Origin of the sequence: Olsenella absiana (genome assembly GCF_036408855.1) — a bacterium.
Taxonomy (GTDB): Bacteria; Actinomycetota; Coriobacteriia; order Coriobacteriales; family Atopobiaceae; genus Olsenella_K; species Olsenella_K absiana.
In genome coordinates this window covers 185,569-203,402 of record NZ_JAZGJQ010000001.1, presented here as the reverse complement: position 1 = coordinate 203,402, position 17,834 = coordinate 185,569, and the positions used below count along the sequence as shown (strand labels likewise).

Here is a 17,834-nt window from a genome sequence, read left to right as displayed (position 1 = left end):
TGCGGCCGGCACCGTCCGCACCGCCACGAAATGTGTAGTTGTCAAGGTACCGAAGGTTTAATCCCTCGGTACCTTGACTCTTTTTCTCTAGGTACCTAGCATTCCCTACGCAACCTGGAACGACACGGACGAAGGGAGGGGCGATGGCGGAAAGGGACGCAGGCGGCGACGAGCCGTGCGGCGAGGCCCGGGACGACTGGATGGTCGACCACAGGATCGTCCGAGACATCGCCTGCCTCGGGAGCTTCCTCCACGCCCACGGGGGCGGGAGGGGCGGCATGAGCCACGTGCTCATCCGCCTGCTCGAGGAGGACGGCAGGCAGGACCTGCGGGGGCTGCAGGACGAGATGGGCATCAGCTCGGCCGCGCTCTCGGAGGTCGTGGGGAAGCTCGAGTCGAAGGGCTTCGTGACCAAGAGCGTCTGCGCGGACGACGCGCGGAAGCGCTCCATCGCGCTCACGCCGGAGGGCCACGCGGAGGCGCAGCGCCTTCGTGCACAGCAGAACGAGTTCAGGGAGGACTTCCTGGGCGCGCTGGACGCGAGCGAGCGCGAGCGGCTCGCGGACCTGCTCGACGCCCTCCTCACGCACTGGCGCGAGAAGAAAGAGAAGAGGGGGAATGCCAATGGCTAGGCAGAGGTTCACGGCGGAGCAGCAGGCCGCCATCAAGCGGGAGCAGGAGGTCGAGAGCCACCAGCGCACGGGCGCCGCGGCCGACCTCACCCTGGGGAAGATCCTCTCGACGCTCGGCGCCTCCATCCGAGAGTATCGTACGACGTCGCTGGTCACGCCCGTGCTGGTCGTGGGCGAGGTCGTGATCGAGTGCATCATCCCGTTCATCACCGCGAGCCTCATCGACTCCATGCAGGCCGGGGCGGGCCTCGACGCGATCGGCAGGACCTCCGTCGTCCTTGTCGGCCTCGCGATCCTCTCGCTCGCATGCGGCGCCGCGGCAGGCGTCACCTGCTCCATAGCGGCGACCGGCTTCACCAAGAACCTGCGCCACGACATGTTCGCGAGCATCCAGCGCTTCTCGTTCTCCAACATCGACCGCTTCTCGACGAGCTCGCTCGTGACGCGCCTCACGACCGACGCCAACAACGTGCAGCTCGCCTATATGAACATCATCAGAACCGCGATCAGGAGCCCCATGATGCTCGTCTTCGCGATCGTGATGGCCTACGTCACCGGCGGCCCCATGGCGACGGTCTACGTCGCCGTCTCCATCGTCCTCGGGTTCCTGCTCTTCCTCATCGCCGCCAAGGTGATGCCGATGTTCAAGCGGGTCTTCCGCAAGTACGATCGCCTGAACGACTCGGTCGAGGAGAACGTCTCCGGCATCCGCGTCGTGAAGGGCTTCGTGCGCGAGGAGCACGAGAAGGAGAAGTTCAACGCGGCCTCGGGCGCGCTCTACCACGACTTCGTCCACATCGAGCGCATCCTGGCCAACAACATGCCGCTGATGAACCTGGCCGTCGACGTCGTCTACACCTTCGTGATCTACTTCGGCTCCAAGGCGATCGTCGAGTCCGCCGGAGCCGCAATGCAGGTGGGGCAGCTCTCCGCCCTCATCACCTACAGCTTCTCCATGCTCATCTCGCTCATGATGTTCTCCATGATCTTCGTGATGGTCACCATGAGCGAGGAGAGCGCGCGGCGCATCTGCGAGGTGCTCCTCGAGCAGCCCGACCTTGCGAGCCCCGAGGACGCGCTCACCGAGGTCCCCGACGGCTCGATCGACTTCGACCACGTGAGCTTCGAGTACTCCGCCGACGCGGATCGCATGGCCCTGACCGACATCGACCTGCACGTCAGGAGCGGTGAGGTCATAGGCGTGATCGGCGGCACCGGCTCGTCGAAGTCCACCCTCGTGCAGCTCATCTGCCGCCTCTACGACGCGACCGAGGGCACGGTCAGGGTGGGCGGTCACGACGTGCGCGAGTACGACCTCGACACCCTGCGCGACAAGGTGGCCGTGGTGCTCCAGCGAAACGTGCTCTTCACCGGCACGATCAAGGAGAACCTGCGCTGGGGCGACCCCGACGCCACCGACGAGGAGCTCGTCGAGGCGTGCAAGCTCGCCCAGGCCGACGAGTTCATCCAGCTCATGCCAGACAAGTACGACACCCACATCACCCAGGGCGGCACCAACGTCTCCGGCGGCCAGAAGCAGCGCCTCTGCATCGCCAGGGCCCTGCTCAAGAAGCCGAAGGTGCTGATCTTGGACGACTCCACGAGCGCGGTCGACACCAAGACCGACAAGCTCATCCGCAAGGGCTTCAGGGACTACATCCCCGAGACCACCAAGGTGATCATCGCCCAGCGCACCAGCTCGGTCGAGGACGCGGACCGCATCGTCGTGATGGACGACGGCCGGATCTCGGCCATCGGCACCCACGAGGAGCTGCTGCGCACGAGCGACATCTACCGCGAGACCTACACGTCGCAGAACAAGCAGTCCCACGACCTCAAGATGGGACAGGTCGCAACCGAGGAGGTGCATGACCATGAGTAGGCACGCAATCGACGCCAAGGAGGCCGAGAAGGACGGGCGCGCGAAGGGCGGCCCCACCCCGGAGGAGGGCGCCGCCCAGGGCGGCCGCGGGAAGGCGGCTGCGCACCCGATGGCCACGCTCGCGAGGACGATCCGGCTCGTCTTCTCGTTCTACCCCGTGATGCTCACCATCATGATCGTGACGATCGTGGTGGCGGCGCTCCTCACGTCCCTGCCCGCCGTCTACATGCAGCGGGCGATCGACGTGATCGGCCGCTACTGGCAGGCCGGCGACTGGGCGGGCGCGCGCGCCGAGATCGTCCCCATCGTGGTCGAGCTCATCGGCGTCTACGCCGTGGCGCTCGCCTGCAACGTCATCCAGTCGCAGCTCGGCGCCGTCATCACCCAGGGCACCCTCATGCACGTCCGCGACGACATGTTCGACCACATGGAGGACCTGCCGATCCGCTACTTCGACCAGAACGCCCACGGCGACATCATGAGCCACTACACCAACGACGTGGACACCCTGCGCCAGCTCGTCGGCCAGGCGCTGCCCAACCTGCTCACGATGTTCCTGCAGATGGCCTTCACCCTCGTGGTCATGCTCTGGTACTCCCTCGACCTCACCGTGGTCGTGCTCGCCGTCGTCTTCCTCATGGGCTGGCTCGTCAAGGTCATCGGCGGCCGCTCCGCGCGCTTCTTCCTGCGCCAGCAGGTAACCCTCGCCAAGGAGGAGGGCTTCGCCGAGGAGGCCATGAACGGCGAGAGGGTCATCAAGGTCTTCACGCACGAGGCTGCCGAGCAGGAGCAGTTCGACCGCGTCAACGAGGAGCTCTTCGAGGCCTCCAAGAACGCCAACATCTACGGCAACACGCTCGGCCCCATCCTCTTCAACCTCGGCAACCTCGCCTACGTGCTGGCGGCGCTCGCCGGCGGCGTCATGATGGCGACTTCCTTCCCCAACCTCGCCCTGTCCGGCATGGTCATGGGCGTCGACATCATCGTCCCCTACCTCAACCTCACCAAGCGCTTCGCCGGCTCGATCGGCCAGACCTCCCAGCAGATCAACTTCGTGGTCATGGGCCTGGCCGGGGCGGAGCGCATCTTCGACCTGCTCGCAGAGGAGCCCGAGGCCGACGAGGGCTACGTCACGCTCACCAACATGGCCTCCGAGGGCGGCGCCCTCGTGGAGACCCACGTGCACACCGACCTCTGGGCCTGGAAGCACCCCCACGCGGACGGCTCCGAGGTGACCTACACGCCGCTCGAGGGCGACGTCCGCCTCGAGCACGTGAGCTTCGGCTACACGCCCGACCACGAGGTCCTGCACGACGTCAGCCTCTACGCCAAGCCCGGGCAGAAGGTCGCCTTCGTCGGCGCCACGGGGGCCGGCAAGACGACGATCACCAACCTGATCAACCGCTTCTACGACATCTCGAAGGGCAAGATCCGCTACGACGGCATCAACATCGAGAAAATCAGGAAGGCCGACCTGCGCAGCTCCCTCGGCATCGTCCTGCAGGACGTGAACCTGTTCACCGGCACCGTGATGGACAACATCCGCTACGGCCGCCTCGACGCGACGGACGAGGAGTGCGTCCAGGCGGCGAGGCTCGCCGGCGCCGACTCCTTCATCGAGCGCCTCCCCAAGGGCTACGACACCTGGCTTACCGACAACGCCGAGCAGCTCTCCCAGGGCCAGCGCCAGCTCCTCTCGATCGCGCGCGCGGCCGTCGCCGACCCGCCCGTCATGATCCTGGACGAGGCGACGAGCTCCATCGACACGCGCACCGAGCAGATCGTGCAGCGCGGCATGGACGCCCTGATGAAGGGCCGCACGACCTTCGTCATCGCGCACCGCCTCTCCACGGTCCGCAACGCCAACGTGATCATCGTCCTCGACCACGGCCGCATCATCGAGCGGGGCACGCACGACGAGCTCATCGCCCAGCGCGGCACCTACTACCAGCTCTACACCGGGGCCTTCGAGCTCGAGTAGGGCTCGCGCCCTCCCCTGCCCCGTCCAGGCGGGTCTCACCCCCAGACGTACGACAAGGACCACCACTTCCGGCGGGGCCGGGGCAGGTTGCCCCGGCCCCGCCCGCGTACCGGCCAGGGCGACCCCTCCGGGCTCGCCTTGGCCTAGCCACGATGCCCGCGCGCGGGCGGCTCGCCACCGCGTGCACAAGATGTCCATGACCATGGGATACCATGGCCCACACGCTACGCAGGGCCCCTCGGGGCCCGCACGGACGGGAGGGGGCCTCATGCCACGCACGCTCGACTGGAGGGAACTCGGACTCACGAGGCGCTCGCTGCTCGCCACCACCGCGCTCCTGGCCTCGGCGGGGTTCGTGTCCGCCTGCTCGGGCGCCCCGGCCCAGCAAGGCGACGCCGCGGACATGGACGGGGACTCCACGCCCCCATCGGACGCTACCCCCTCCTCGGCCCCTGCGTCCTCGGACGGCACGCACGGCACCCGTGACGACGCCGTCCTAACGGCGCCCCTCGACAACTGCTACGACGCGGGTCTCCACCACGCCGAGATCTCGGTCGCCGGCCTGGGCACCATCGCCCTCGAGCTCGACGCCGACAGCGCGCCCATCACGGTGAGCAACTTCGCCGACCTCGCGGACTCAGGCTTCTACGACGGCCTCACCTTCCACCGCATCATCAAGGGCTTCATGGTCCAGGGAGGCGACCCCGCCGCCGACGGCACCGGCGGCTCGCCGCAGCGGATCAAGGGCGAGTTCGCCGAGAACGGCGTGCCCAACGCCATCCTGCACAAGCGGGGTACGATCTCGATGGCGAGGAACTCCAAGGCGGACTCGGCGAGCTCCCAGTTCTTCATCGTCCACCAGGACGCCCCGAGCCTGAACGGGAAGTACGCCGCCTTCGGCCACGTGAGCGACGACGCCGGGCTCGCGGTGGTCGACGCCCTGGCGGAGGTCGGCGTCCAGGACTCAAACGGCACCGTCGCCAGGCAGGACCAGCCGCGCATCGAGTACGTCCGCATGGTCGACTGAGGGGCGCCCGCCGCGAGCCTCCCGCCCGCTCGGGGGCGCCGCGTGCGGCGGCACGCTCGCCGACGGTCACTCGGTGCGCACCCCACAAACGAGACGAAAGGCCAGCCCAGATGCAGCCCAAACCCCTCGAGACAGCCTCGCTCGCCCTGATTCCCGAAGACCTCGGCTCCGGCGCGGTCGGCTTCGACATCGTCCGCGGCACGCTCGCGACCCACGGCGCGACGATGGGAAGGATATGGCTCTCGGGCCTCTCCCCCGACGGCACCCCCACCCCCGGCCCCGCTACCCTCGACTACGAGACGAGCCCGGAGCTCGAGGGGTCCGGGCTCATGCCCGAGGCGATCCGCGAGGTGGAGCGCCTCGCCTTCGAGTCGATCGGCCTGACCGAGCTCCTCATCTCGCCGCGCCGCCTCGGTCACGAGACGCTCACGCGCGCGCAGTGGGAGGTCGCCGAGGCCGCCGACCCCGACCGCTCCTCCTACATCGCCAGCCAGCAGGCAGAGGCCCTTCGCATCATCGAGCACCAGCCGCGCGTCGCCTACGTCCGCTCCGGCGGCCAGACCGGCGCCGACCGGGCCGCCCTCGACGCCGCCCGCTCGCACGGCGTCCCCATCTGCGGCTGGTGCCCCCCGGGCGGCCTCGCCGAGGACCGCCCCACGGCTCCCGGCCTCCTCGAGGACTACCCCGAGCTCAGGGAGGGCGCGTCGCAGGGCTACGTGGAGCGGACCGCCTGGAACGTGCGCGACTCCCACGCCACTCTCGTCGTCGCTCCCGCCGGCCTGCAGCCCAGGAGCGGGACGGAGATGACCGTGCGCTTCGCGGCGAGCCTCCGCCGGCCGTGTCTCGTCATCTCCGGCCCCAAGGAGCTCGGCCGCGCCGCCGCGTGGCTCGCGGGCCTTCCCGGCGCCATCACGCTCAACGTCGCGGGACCCCGCGAGAGCAAGACGCCCGGCACCTACCGGGCGACCTTCTCGGTCGTCTCCGCCCTCCTCGACGAGGGCTAGGGCACCCCTGGGCTTGGGGCACAGGACCCGTGGCCTCGCTCAGCCCCGGGTCCCCACGCGCCCGTGGCCTACGCCCAGGCGAAGCGCGCGCCCTCGGGGTCGATCGCCAGCACCTCGGCGACCTCGCCGCCGAGCGCCTCGTCCATGGCACGGCAGAACTCCTGTGCCTCGTCGGCGCGGACGAACGCCTGGATCGTGCCGCCGAAGCCACCGCCGTGGATGCGCGCGGCGCCGCGCCCGCCGAGGAGCTCCTCGGCGACCGCGAGCGCGACCATCGCGGGCTGCTCCGCCGAGCCTCCGATCGACACGTTCTGCAGGTACATGGCGCTCGACGCGCCAGACAGGGTGGTCGCCTCGAGGAAGGCCGCAAGGTCGTGCGCCTCGAGGGCGCGGAAGCGGGCCTCCACGAGCCGCTCCTCCCTGAAGTAGTGCAGGGCGCGCAGGGCCGCCCGGTCGCCCAGGGAGGCGCGGACCTCCCCCAGGTGATGGAGGAGCTCGGACTCGGAGACCTCGGAGAGGACCTCCCTCCCGAACGCCCGCGCCACGGCCTGCATCTCCTGCGGCACGGCCGCGTAGTCGGCGGTGTTGGCCGAGTGGTCGGCCCCCACGGAGACGAGGCAGAGCGCGAAGCCGTCGTCGGCGAAGTCGTAGTCGATCCGGGTCACGTCCGGCCGCCCCGCGCGGGAGAAGTCCATGCGCGCGATGCCGCCGAGCGCGACCGCCATCTGGTCCATGAGGCCGCAGGGCTTGCCGAAGTAGTCGCGCTCGGCCGCCTGGGCGACCAGTGCGAGCGAGGCGGCGTCCAGCCTCCCCTCGGCCCAGAGGCCGTTCATCGCCTGGGCGAGCGCGAGCTCGAAGGCAGCCGAGCTCGAGAGCCCGGAGCCCACGGCGACGCCACTCGTGAGGTAGGCGTCGAAGCCCGAGGGGCGCCCCTCCCGCGCCATCCCGGCGGCGATGCCGCGCACGAGCGCCGCCGACGTCTCCCGCTCGCCGGCGCGCGGCGCGAGGTCTTGGAGGTCGAGCTCTACGAGGTCGTACCCCTCGCTCTTCACGCGCACCCGGCCGTCCGTGCGCGGCGCGACGACGCCCTGGACATAGCGCCTGACCGCGCCGGCGACGACGGTGCCGCCCTCGTGGTCGGTGTGGTTGCCCGCGATCTCCGTCCTGCCCGGCGCCGTCACGAGCAGCAGCCTGTCCGCCGCGTCCCCGAACTGCCTACGGAACTGCTCGAGCGGCCAGACGCCGACCTCGCTCGCGACCTCGCCCATGCTGCGCCCCCCATCCGCCCGGGCGCGGGGCCCGGGACCTCGTCCCTGCGACGCCCGGCCGGGCGCTTCGGCCCGCCGGGACGCACCCACTCTAGACCACGGGGGCGCACGCGGTCACGCGGAGCCGCGCGCGCTCGCTAGGCGTCCGGCTTCGCCCCGCCTGCGGGCGGCGCCTGCCTGGCCGCGAGGACCTGCTCGAACACGCTGGCCGCCGACTCGAAGCCGCTCGGCAGCACCACCGTGCTCGCGCCCCTCTGCGCGTAGGCGTTCATCATGTCGACCCACTGCGTGTACTCGAAGAGGCGGTTGGCCTCGGCGGAGGTCATCTCGGCGCCCTTGATGGTGTCGATGGACTCCTTGATGCCCTCGGCGATGGCGACGCGCTGGTCGGCGATGCCCTTGCCCTCGGCGGCCATCGCCTCGGCGCGGGCCTTGGCGGCTATGACCGTCTTGGCGCGGGCGGCGTTGGCGTCGTTGGTCGCGCTCTCGAGGTTGTTCTTGGAGGCGATGATGCGGTTCATCGACTCCTGGACCTCCTTCGGTAGGCGGATGGAGGTGATGAGGGTGGTCACGAGGACGTAGCCGTAGCCGAGCATCTTCTTCGCCACGACCTGGTCTATGGACTGGGCGATCGCGTCCTTCTCGGAGAAGACCTCGTCGAGGGAGCGGTTGGGTATCTGCGAGCGCAGGGCGTCGGCCAGGTAGTCCTTCATCTGGGCGACCGGGTCCTTCAGGGTGTAGAAGCTCTTCCACACGCCGCTGCCCTCGCCCTGCCCCAGGTCGGAGGAATCCACGTGGTACTGGATCGAGACGTCGAGCTCTATCGTCACGTTGTCCGAGGTCTTAGCGTCGAAGGTCATGTGCTCGTCCTCGGTCATGAGGTCGACGTCGAAGGTGCGGTCGATGAAGGGGACCTTCACGTGGAAGCCCGGGCCCGCGACACCCGCGAACCGGCCGAGCCGCTCGATGATGGCGACGTGCTGCTGGCGGACGACGTAGGCGGTGGAGAGCACGACCGCCGCAACGACGACGAGAAGGACGATCACGAGGAATATGGTCATGGTGGCCTCCTTGCAGGGACGCATGGCGTCTTTTCTCCGACACCTCTGGTGCGAGGTGTCGCTTCGGACATCATGGGCCACCCGGCGCCCGGGCGCAAGAGCCCGCCACGAGAGGTCCGCCGCGCGTCCCTAGCGACGCCGGCGCCCGTCCCTCATGATCGAGATCACGACCCAGAGGCCGAGGATCAGCGCGATGAGAAAGCCCAGGAAGCCGATCACGGGGATGCCGAAGATGACCGGCTGCACCCTGGCGTAGTAGATGACCGAGGAGCCGATGAAGAGGCCGGCGATCACGATGCCCATAGTCAGCCGGTCGAAGGCGTGCGAGAAGTCCGCGATGGGGTCGGAGCTGCCCGGGATGTCGAGGTTCATGCGCAGCTGGCCGCGGGTGAGCATGTTCATGGCGAGGGGGGCCGCCGAGACGGCCCGGAGCGCGCCGTGCAGCGCGGAGCGCCCCTCGCGGGCGAGGGACTTGAGCTCGTCGGCCGTGAGGTCGACGACGTCGAGGTGGGCCCTGAGGTGGCCGGAGACGATCTCGATCATGGAGACGCCCGGCAGGAACTCGTCGAGCAGGCCCTCGAGGGTCACGAGCGAGCGCGCGAGCATGGTCACCGAGCCGGGCAGCTCGATGCCGCTGCGCCGCGCGAGCGAGATGATCGCGTTCACGAACGAGGAGATGTCAAGCTCGGCGAGGTCGGCCGTGCCGTAGTTCTCCATGATGAGGTCGAGGTCCTCGAGCAGGTGCGCGTGGTCCACGCCGCCACCCGTCGAGGGCACCGAGAAGCGCAGGAGCCCGTTCATCAGCCTCGCGGTGTCGCGCTCGCCCACCGCGTAGACGACGTCCCTGAGCGCCGAGCGGTCGTGCGCCGAGAGCCTGCCCATGATGCCGAGGTCGATAAAGACGATCTTGCCGCCGGAGACTATGAGGTTTCCCGGGTGGGGGTCCGCGTGGAAGAAGCCGTCGTCGAGGATCTGCTTGGCGTAGTTGTCGCAGAGCTTGGTGCCGATCTCCTCCAGGTCGTAGCCGGCGGCGGAGAGGCGCCCGGTCTCGGAGATGGGGATGCCCTCCACGAACTCCATGACCACGACGTGCTGGGTACACAGGCCGAGGTAGGGCTTCGGGCAGCCCACGAAGGCGCAGTCGGCGTTGTTGCGGCGGAACTCGTCCAGGGAGCGGGCCTCCACGAGGAAGTCGGTCTCCTCGCGGAAGGACTGCCACAGCTCCTCCACCACCGACTCGAGGTCGAGGAACTGCTCGCTGCCCACCACCCGGTCGGCGTGCTTCACCAGGGAGCGGATGATGTCGATGTCCTGCGCCATTACCTCCTGCACGCCGGGGCGCTGCAGCTTGACCGCGACCGTCTCGCCGGTGACGAGGCGGGCCTTGTGGACCTGGGCGACGGAGGCGGAGCCCAGGGGGACGTCGTCGATCGCGTCGAAGATGTCCTCGATGGGACGGTCGTACTCCGCGCGCAGCGTGGCGAGGACGACCTCCCGGTCCATGGGCTCCACGTGCGTGCGCAGCCTCGAGAGCTCGCGGCAGAAGGGCTCCGGGAGGATCTCAGAGCGCATCGAGAGGATCTGGCCCGCCTTCACGAAGGTGGGGCCGAGCTCCTCGAGCATCTGCCTGAAGCTCACCGGCGTCAGACCGTGGAGGATGTCGTACCTGCGGACGATGGAGACGATCTCGGCGATCCGGCGCACCCGGCTGCGGCTCCCGAGACCGTAGCGAGCCGAGTCGTCACGACCGCCGAAGAGCCCTATCGTGGGATCCTCTTCGGCGGTCCTGCCGAGCATCGACGCGTACCAGTCGCGGAAGGTCTCGGACACCTCGTCCGGCGCCTGACCCCCGCCGGGGGCCTCCCTCTGGTCTCGTTCCGTCGCCACGCGCTACTTGTCCGCGCCCTCGTCCGTTACGTCCTCGGCGTCCGTGACGTCCTCGACGTCCGCGTCCACCTTGGTCTCCCGCTCCGCGGTGTCGAGGTCGGAGATGATGTCGGAGACCTTCTTGGCGTAGGCCGCGCGCTCCTCGGCGCTCATGGTCTCGAGGTGCGAGCGCAGGACGGCGCCCTCGCTGTCCTTGAAGGCCTCGGTGGCCTTGCGCGTGAGCTCCTCGTTCAGGGCCTTGCCCTGGGCGACGGTGAGCTCGCCCTTCTTCACGAGGTCGCCCACGAGCTCCTGGGACTTCTCGGCCCCGGTCGCGACGGCGCCGACGCCGGCGAGGAAGGTCTTGCGGACGATGTCCATCGGATCGAATACAGCCATGATGACCCCTTTCCGGCCACGAGGGCCGCAGGCGAGAGGAACTTGGACTCTAGTATCTCCATTTGCGAGAAAAACATGCACGCCCGGCGACGAGCGGCGGCCACCGCCGAACGCCCGGGCGTGCAGCGGCGGCCCCGCGCTGCGCCGGGCGCCGCCCACGACCTCCGGGCGTCCCCTACACGCCCGGGGCGGCCTCCCCCATGAGGGCCTCCCCGAGCTCGGCCACGCTCCCGGCAACCTCGACGGCGCCCGCGCCCGCGAGCTCGGCGAGGTCGCCCGTGTCCGCGTAGGTGACGCCCACGCAAGGCACGCCGGCACCGGAGGCGCCCTCGACGTCGAAGCTCCTGTCGCCCACCATGACCGCTTCGTCGGGCCCGAGGGAGAAGTGCTCGAGGACGGCCTCTATGAGCTGGGTCTTCGAGCGCATGGCGTCGCTCTGCTTGCCGCGCACGAAGTCGAAGAGGTCGCCCGTGCCCTGCCCCTCTATGCAGCGCTCGAGGAGGGGCTGGTTCTTGGAGGAGGCGACCGCCACGAGGCGCCCCGCGGAGCGCAGGGAGGAGAGCAGCCCCCTCATGCCCGGGAAGGCGGGCCAGGCCTCGGGGCCGAGGTTGCGGTAGATCTGGCGGTAGCGGCGCGTGACCTCCGCCGCGTCCGCCTCGGAGAGGCCGTAGACCAGCGTGTAGGCGTAGGGGAAGGGAGGCCCCACCAGGCGGCCCAGGTCGCCGAGGTCCTCCTCCGCCATGCCGAAGTCGAGCAGCACCCGCCGGGCCGTCTCGACGATGCAGGGCTTGGTGTCAGCCACCGTCCCGTCGAAGTCGAAGATCACGAGCCTGCGGCCGGGAACGGTCGCGGCCACCTCCTCGTCCATCACGCTCAGCATGTCTCCCCCATCACCCGGACCTGCGTGCGACCAGTCTGACACCTTACGGTAACGCTTTCGTTACGCCCTCGGCTGCTGTGCTATAAACGGGAAAATTCGCGGCTCGTGAAGGGAAGCCCATGTCACGTGTGTACAACTTCGCCGCTGGGCCTGCGGCGATGCCCCTCGAGGTTCTCGAGGAGGCGCAGGGTGAGCTGCTCGACTACAAGGGGCTCGGCTACTCGGTGCTCGAGATGAGCCACCGCTCCGCCGCCTTCCAGGAGATCATCGACGATGCGGAAGCCACCCTGAGGCGCCTGCTCAAGATCCCCGACGACTACCACGTGCTCTTCCTCCAGGGCGGGGCGACGCTGCAGTTCTCCGCGGTCCCGCTGAACCTCATGCGCACCCGCCACGCGGGCTATGTCGTCTCGGGCAACTGGTCCCGCAACGCCTGGAAGGAGGCCGCGCGCTTCGGCCGCGCCGACGTGCTCGCCTCGGGCGAGGAGTCGGGCTTCTCGCGCACGCCCGAGCTCGACGTCCTTCCCGACCAGACCCTCGACTACGTCTACGTCTGCCAGAACGAGACCGTCTACGGCACCATGCGGCGCGGCGTCCCCGAGACGGGCTCCGTCCCCGTCGTCTCGGACGTCTCGAGCTGCTTCCTCAGCCTGCCCCTCAACGTCAGCCGCTATGGCCTCATCTACGCCGGCGCCCAGAAGAACGGCGGCCCGGCCGGCGTCACGGTCGTGATCGTCCGCGACGACCTGGTGGGGGACGGCCCCGCGCTCGCCGACGTGACCCCCCAGTACCTGGGCTACCGCCTCCAGTGCGACAAGGGCTCGATGTACAACACGCCCAACACCTTCGGAATCTACCTGTGCGGCAAGGTCTTCAGGTGGATCGAGCGCACGGGCGGCCTGGAGGCCATGGAGCAGCGCAACTGGGCCAAGGTCAACCTGCTCTACGACTACCTCGACCAGAGCTCCCTCTTCGAGGGGACGGTCGAGCCCGCCTCCCGCTCGATCTCTAACGTGTGCTTCCGCACGGGCGACCCCAAGCTGGACGCGGCCTTCGTCGAGGGCGCCGCGGAGCGCGGCATCGTGAACATCAAGGGCCACCGCCTCGTCGGCGGCATGCGCGCCAGCTGCTACAACGCCGTCAGCGAGGAGGCCGTGCGGGCGCTCGTCGCCTACATGCGCGACTTCGAGTCGGCCTACGCGGGCCGCTCCTAGCGCGAAGGGGCACGAGCGACCCGGACACAAGACCAAGCGGACGCCGCCACGCGGCGAGGAGGAGCCATCATGCGATACGTGCGCGTACTGGACAACATCACCAAGGACATCACGAAGGACGCCCCGTGCGACCTCGGCGAGGGCTACGAGTCGACCTTCGACCTCTCCGTCGCCGACGCCATCGTCGTGCGCGCGTCCGACATCCACGACCTCGACTTCCCCGACTCCCTGCGCGTGGTCGCCCGCTCCGGGTCCGGCGTCAACAACATCCCCTGCGAGGAGCTCGCCAAGCGCGGCGTCGTGGTCTTCAACGCCCCCGGCGCCAACTCCAACGCGGTCAAGGAGCTCGTGCTCGGCATGATGCTCGCCAACTCCCGCAACACGCAGGCCGGCATGGACTGGTGCCGCGAGCACGCCGGCGACCCCAACGTGGTCAAGGACGCCGAGAAGGCCAAGAAGGCCTTCGTTGGCCGCGAGCTGATCGGCCGCAAGGTGGGCGTCGTCGGCCTCGGCAACATCGGCTCCAAGGTGGCGAGCAGCCTCGTCGAGCTCGGCGCCAAGGTCTTCGGCTACGACCCCTACCTCTCCGTCGAGCACGCCCTCAAGGTGTCGACCAAGGTCAGGATGGTGTCGAGCCTTGAGGACCTCTTCCGCGAGAGCGACTACGTGACCGTGCACGTGCCCTCCAAGGAGGACACGATTCACATGGTCAACGAGGAGATGCTCGGCAAGCTGAACCACGGGGCGATGCTGCTCAACTACTCCCGCGCCGACATCGTCGACGAGGACGCCGTCGCGCACGCCCTCGAGACGGGCCAGCTCTCGCGCTTCTGCACCGACTTCGCCACCCCCAAGACGCTCAAGATGAGGAACACCCTCGTCACGCCCCACATGGGCGCCTGCACCAACGAGGCCGAGCGCAACTGCGCCCACATGGCGATCACCGAGATGAAGGAGTACCTCGAGCTGGGCATCATCCACAACTCGGTCAACTACCCCGACTGCGACCTCGGCCCGTGCCACTTCGACGGGCGCATCGCCTGCCTGCACGACAACAAGCCCAACATGCTGAGCCGCATCACCGGCATCGTCGGCGACGCCAACGCCAACATCCAGCGCCTCGCCAACGAGCAGGCCGGCGAGAACGCCTACACGGTCATGGACTACACGGGCGTGATCGACAACGCCACGCGCGAGAAGCTCATGGCGATCGACGGCATGCACCGCGTCCGCAACCTGGTCGGCGGAAGGTAGCGCCATCGCCTGGCGGGTCCCGCACCGCTAGACTCTAGATGCAAGGTACAGATGGCCACGCGCGCCGGCAGACGCCGGCGCGCCCTCGTCTAGGAGGTGTCCCATGCGCGTCGAGCCCCTGAAGTGCCTCAGGGCGAACCCCGAGCGAGTCGGGGAGGTCGCGTCTCCCCCCTATGACGTCTTCGACCGCGCGTCGGCCGCCGCCTACCTCGAGGCGCACCCCTCCTCCTTCCTCGCCGTCGACCGCCCGGACGCCACCCTCTGCGCCGACGTGGCGCCCGACGCGCCCGAGGTCTACGAGCGCGCCCGCGAGCTGCTCCTCGAGCGGAGGCGCGACTTCACGCTCCTCTCCGACGAGACGCCGTGCTTCTACGTCTACGAGCTCCAGAGCGCGGGCAGGCGCCAGACGGGCGTCATCGGCGCCGTCGCGGTGGACGACTACCTCGACGGCACGGTCGCGCGCCACGAGCTGACCCGCGCCGACAAGGAGCTCGACCGCGTGCGGCACATCGAGGCGACGGGAGCCCAGACCGGCCTCGTGCTCCTCGCCTACCCCGACCAGCTCGCGCTCGACGTCATCCTGGGCAGCGCAAAGCAGGCCCAGCCCCTCTACGACTTCACGGCCGACGGCGTCCGCCACCTCGTCTGGCGCGTCGCTCGCCCCGCCGCGACCGAGGCGATCGAGGCCGCCTTCACCTGCGTGCCCAAGGCCTACATCGCCGACGGCCACCACCGCGCGGCGGCGGCCGCGCGGGTGTGCGAGAGGAGGCGCGCCGAGCGGGGCGAGGCGGGCGCGGCGGGAAGCTTCCTCGCAGCGCTCTTCCCCGCGAGCCAGCTCAGGATCCTCGCCTACGACCGCGCCGTGACCGATCGCGCGGGCCTCGCACCCGCCGAGCTCCTCGGGCGCCTGGAGCGCGCGGGCTTCTCCGTATCGGAGGCGCGCGACGAGCCCGTCAGGCCGCAGGAGCGCGGCCACTTCGGCTGCTACCTCGCGGGGCGCTGGCACGAGCTCGCCTGGGGGCGCGAGCCGGGCGCGCGCGACGCCGACGCGGCCGCCTCGCTCGACGTCTCCGTCCTGCAGGACGAGGTCCTCGGCCCCATCCTGGGCGTCCAGGACCCGCGCCGTGACGCGCGCATGCGCTTCCTGAGCGAGTCGGAGGGCCCGGCCGCGCTCGAGGCGGCAGCCGGCGATGAGGGCGTCGCCTTCACGCTCTTCCCCACCACGATGGACGACCTCATGCGGGTCTCGGACGCCGGCGGCACCATGCCGCCCAAGTCGACCTGGTTCGAGCCAAAGCTCCCGAGCGGCCTCGTCGTCCGCAGGATCGACCAGTAGTCGCCCGCGCCGCACCGCTCCCCGCCCGTCGCTCGACGCCCCCCGCCCGGCGCGGGGGGGGCGGTGCCGATATTGGTCAAATCGTCAAGAGGCGCCCAACCCCCGACAAAGTACGCTGAAACAGTCTAGTATCAGAGCCTGCACCGAGAATCCTTACGCGAGCTTCCCCGTACCTCGGGGATGGAAGGGCGGCAGGGCACCTATGAGCAGCAGCATCGGTGGGACGGGAAGGCCCGGCGCAGGCGCCGGCCCGAGACGCCAGGGGTCCAACCCCTACGAGAACGCGGACCCCATCCCCGTCCACAGGGCGCACCATCGCGCCTACGGAAGCAACCAGGCAGCACAGGGGGCGGAGACGCCCTCCCCGCGCCCTGCGGCGCACGCGCGCCAGCAGCGCCCGGCGCAGGCGGCAGGCGCCCAGCGCCAGCAGCCTAGGCCGCAGCAGGCCGCACCCCAGCAGTCCAGGCCGCAGCAGGCCGCACCCCAGCAGCACATGTCGCAGCAGCACGGGCACCAGCGTCCGTCCGCGCGGCCGCAGCAGGCCACGGCCACGGGCGAGCGCCGCGTCATGGAGCCCGCGAGGCGCCCGGCGCGCCAGGCGCGCCCTGACGGGGCCGCCGGCCGGCCGCAGCAGGCGGCGCGGCCCACGACCGGCCGCCAGCCGGCCCGCCGCACCCAGGCGGCCCCGCGGACCGGCTTCGTGCCCGCGGCCGGGGAGGGCGGTGCGCGCGGAGGGCAGGCGCCCAGCGTGCGCACCTCCCACGGCCCCGCGCTCATCGGCCTCGCGGTCGTCGCGGCAGTGGTCGTGGCCGGCGTCCTCTTCTGGACGCACCGCCCGGTCAACGTCACCGTGGACGGCACCCCCACGAGCATCACCGTCGGCTCCAGCCTCGAGAGGGTCGCGAGCGAGAAGGGCGCGGGCGTCTCCGCCGGCGACTACGTGTCGGTCTCCGGCAAGGTCCTCAAGGCCGGCGGCGGCGACAAGTTCGAGGCCACGGTCGACGGCAACCAGCTCTCCTACGCGGACGCCACGAGCTACCGGGTCAAGGGCGGCGAGTCCATAGACTTCTCCGACGGCGCGGACGTCTCGGAGGACTACGAGGTCGTGAACACCACCTCCGAGCAGCCCAAGCTCAAGATGGAGGGCAAGGGCGGCGTCATCTTCTACGTCTCGCAGTGGGGCAAGCCGAGCAAGGTCGAGACCCGCAAGGGCGCCGAGTCCGGCGAGACGGCCGACGTCACGGTCCAGGAGGTCCAGGACTGCGTCGTGACGCGCGCCAACATCACGCCCGCCAACGACGAGAAGCTCGTGGCGCTCACCTTCGACGACGGCCCGGCCGACCCCTACACCAACCAGTACCTCGACATCCTCGAGAAGTACGGCGCCCACGCGACGTTCTTCATGCTCGGGCCCCAGGTGGGCGAGTACCCCGACGCGGTCAAGCGCGTCGTCTCCGACGGCAACCAGGTCGGCTCCCACACCTGGAGCCACAAGCAGCTGACCAAGCTCGGCGAGTCGGACCTCAAGGAGGAACTCTCCAAGTCCTTCTCCGCCCTCTCGCAGGCCGGCGTCACCACCACGACGATCCGCCAGCCCTACGGCTCGATCAACACCAACGTGTGGCTCTACTCCGGCGGGCAGATGTCGACCGCGGTGTTCTGGTCGCACGACTCCGAGGACTGGCGCCGCCCCGGCGCGTCCCAGATCGTCTCCAACGCCACGAAGGACATGTACTCCGGCGCCATCATCCTGATGCACGACGGCGGGGGCAACCGCGAGCAGGACGTCGAGGCCCTGCCGCAGATCATCGAGGCGTGGCAGAACGCGGGCTACCGCTTCGTCACGATCTCCGAGCTCATGGCCTCCGACCCCACGGTGCCCGCAGACATCGCGTCCGGCTCGGCGTCCATGCCCGAGGACGCCGTCTGGCCGACCGAGGTCGCGAGCGACAGCGCGAGCAACGCCATCCCCTAGCGCTGGCGACTCTGTTACATTTGAAGTTCGAACAAAGGTGCGCCGGGGCCCTGGG

The 17,834-nt window shown here is 69.6% G+C and carries 14 protein-coding genes; 9 read left to right on the top strand and 5 right to left on the bottom strand.

The features are described 5' to 3' along the window. Nucleotides 1–143 precede the first annotated feature (143 nt). The 5 genes from VXJ25_RS00825 (at nt 144) to VXJ25_RS00805 (ending at nt 6,526) form a co-directional block, all read left to right on the top strand. Nucleotides 144–632, top strand: coding sequence for a MarR family winged helix-turn-helix transcriptional regulator (locus VXJ25_RS00825; RefSeq protein WP_330957310.1), 489 nt, complete (start codon nt 144–146; stop codon nt 630–632). Next, the gene (locus VXJ25_RS00820; protein ID WP_330957309.1) at nt 625–2,514 is read left to right on the top strand and encodes an ABC transporter ATP-binding protein; all 1,890 of its coding nucleotides are present in this window, start codon (nt 625–627) and stop codon (nt 2,512–2,514) included. Before VXJ25_RS00825 ends, VXJ25_RS00820 begins: the two co-directional genes overlap by 8 nt. Continuing rightward, nucleotides 2,507–4,495, top strand: a complete 1,989-nt coding sequence (locus VXJ25_RS00815; protein ID WP_407941889.1) for an ABC transporter ATP-binding protein — start codon at nt 2,507–2,509, stop codon at nt 4,493–4,495. The genes VXJ25_RS00820 and VXJ25_RS00815 overlap by 8 nt, the downstream gene beginning before the upstream one ends. 268 nt (nt 4,496–4,763) lie before the next feature. After that, complete coding sequence (locus VXJ25_RS00810) at nt 4,764–5,522, top strand: peptidylprolyl isomerase (RefSeq protein ID WP_330957308.1); 759 nt, start codon at nt 4,764–4,766, stop codon at nt 5,520–5,522. A gap of 110 nt (nt 5,523–5,632) precedes the next feature. Then, the gene (locus tag VXJ25_RS00805; RefSeq protein WP_330957307.1) at nt 5,633–6,526 is read left to right on the top strand and encodes a YpsA SLOG family protein; all 894 of its coding nucleotides are present in this window, start codon (nt 5,633–5,635) and stop codon (nt 6,524–6,526) included. 68 nt (nt 6,527–6,594) lie between these two features. Here VXJ25_RS00805 and VXJ25_RS00800 read toward each other — a convergent pair whose 3' ends face one another. The 5 genes from VXJ25_RS00800 to VXJ25_RS00780 all read right to left on the bottom strand — a co-directional run bounded on the left by VXJ25_RS00800 (nt 6,595) and on the right by VXJ25_RS00780 (nt 12,000). After that, a complete protein-coding gene (locus tag VXJ25_RS00800; RefSeq protein WP_330957306.1) occupies nt 6,595–7,794 on the bottom strand; it encodes a galactokinase in 1,200 nt (399 codons plus the stop codon). Nucleotides 7,795–7,931: 137 nt separating this feature from the next. Beyond that, a complete protein-coding gene (locus VXJ25_RS00795) occupies nt 7,932–8,855 on the bottom strand; it encodes an SPFH domain-containing protein (protein ID WP_330957305.1) in 924 nt (307 codons plus the stop codon). 129 nt (nt 8,856–8,984) lie between these two features. Beyond that, nucleotides 8,985–10,742: an ABC1 kinase family protein gene (locus VXJ25_RS00790; protein ID WP_330957304.1), complete on the bottom strand. Its 1,758-nt coding sequence runs from the start codon at nt 10,740–10,742 to the stop codon at nt 8,985–8,987. A gap of 3 nt (nt 10,743–10,745) precedes the next feature. Next, nucleotides 10,746–11,120 carry a phasin family protein gene (locus VXJ25_RS00785; RefSeq protein WP_330957303.1) on the bottom strand — a complete coding sequence of 125 codons (375 nt, stop codon included), beginning with the start codon at nt 11,118–11,120 and terminating at the stop codon, nt 10,746–10,748. A gap of 175 nt (nt 11,121–11,295) precedes the next feature. After that, a complete protein-coding gene (locus tag VXJ25_RS00780) occupies nt 11,296–12,000 on the bottom strand; it encodes an HAD family hydrolase (protein ID WP_330957302.1) in 705 nt (234 codons plus the stop codon). A 119-nt stretch (nt 12,001–12,119) separates the two neighbouring features. On the opposite strand from VXJ25_RS00780, the gene serC reads away from it, so the two are divergent. The 4 genes from serC (at nt 12,120) to VXJ25_RS00760 (ending at nt 17,779) form a co-directional block, all read left to right on the top strand. Continuing rightward, the gene (serC, locus tag VXJ25_RS00775; protein ID WP_330957301.1) at nt 12,120–13,214 is read left to right on the top strand and encodes a 3-phosphoserine/phosphohydroxythreonine transaminase; all 1,095 of its coding nucleotides are present in this window, start codon (nt 12,120–12,122) and stop codon (nt 13,212–13,214) included. 69 nt (nt 13,215–13,283) lie between these two features. Next, entirely contained in the window at nt 13,284–14,468 is a 1,185-nt protein-coding gene (locus VXJ25_RS00770; RefSeq protein ID WP_330957300.1) for a 3-phosphoglycerate dehydrogenase family protein, read from the top strand. Between the two features lie 103 nt (nt 14,469–14,571). Continuing rightward, nucleotides 14,572–15,804 (top strand): DUF1015 domain-containing protein, encoded by a 1,233-nt coding sequence (locus VXJ25_RS00765; RefSeq protein WP_330957299.1) that lies wholly within the window; start codon nt 14,572–14,574, stop codon nt 15,802–15,804. A 202-nt stretch (nt 15,805–16,006) separates the two neighbouring features. Further along, a complete protein-coding gene (locus tag VXJ25_RS00760; protein WP_330957298.1) occupies nt 16,007–17,779 on the top strand; it encodes a polysaccharide deacetylase family protein in 1,773 nt (590 codons plus the stop codon). The last annotated feature ends 55 nt before the right edge of the window (nt 17,780–17,834 follow it).

What these genes read in the sequence shown, in the direction of transcription:
- VXJ25_RS00785 (WP_330957303.1), bottom strand. Translation starts at nt 11,120, where the DNA reads ATGGCTGTATTCGATCCGATGGACATCGTCCGCAAGACCTTCCTCGCC.
- VXJ25_RS00780 (WP_330957302.1), bottom strand. Translation starts at nt 12,000, where the DNA reads ATGCTGAGCGTGATGGACGAGGAGGTGGCCGCGACCGTTCCCGGCCGC.
- VXJ25_RS00800 (WP_330957306.1), bottom strand. Translation starts at nt 7,794, where the DNA reads ATGGGCGAGGTCGCGAGCGAGGTCGGCGTCTGGCCGCTCGAGCAGTTC.
- VXJ25_RS00820 (WP_330957309.1), top strand. Translation starts at nt 625, where the DNA reads ATGGCTAGGCAGAGGTTCACGGCGGAGCAGCAGGCCGCCATCAAGCGG.
- VXJ25_RS00805 (WP_330957307.1), top strand. Translation starts at nt 5,633, where the DNA reads ATGCAGCCCAAACCCCTCGAGACAGCCTCGCTCGCCCTGATTCCCGAA.
- VXJ25_RS00810 (WP_330957308.1), top strand. Translation starts at nt 4,764, where the DNA reads ATGCCACGCACGCTCGACTGGAGGGAACTCGGACTCACGAGGCGCTCG.
- VXJ25_RS00815 (WP_407941889.1), top strand. Translation starts at nt 2,507, where the DNA reads ATGAGTAGGCACGCAATCGACGCCAAGGAGGCCGAGAAGGACGGGCGC.
- VXJ25_RS00825 (WP_330957310.1), top strand. Translation starts at nt 144, where the DNA reads ATGGCGGAAAGGGACGCAGGCGGCGACGAGCCGTGCGGCGAGGCCCGG.
- VXJ25_RS00770 (WP_330957300.1), top strand. Translation starts at nt 13,284, where the DNA reads ATGCGATACGTGCGCGTACTGGACAACATCACCAAGGACATCACGAAG.
- VXJ25_RS00765 (WP_330957299.1), top strand. Translation starts at nt 14,572, where the DNA reads ATGCGCGTCGAGCCCCTGAAGTGCCTCAGGGCGAACCCCGAGCGAGTC.
- VXJ25_RS00795 (WP_330957305.1), bottom strand. Translation starts at nt 8,855, where the DNA reads ATGACCATATTCCTCGTGATCGTCCTTCTCGTCGTCGTTGCGGCGGTC.
- serC (WP_330957301.1), top strand. Translation starts at nt 12,120, where the DNA reads ATGTCACGTGTGTACAACTTCGCCGCTGGGCCTGCGGCGATGCCCCTC.
- VXJ25_RS00760 (WP_330957298.1), top strand. Translation starts at nt 16,007, where the DNA reads ATGAGCAGCAGCATCGGTGGGACGGGAAGGCCCGGCGCAGGCGCCGGC.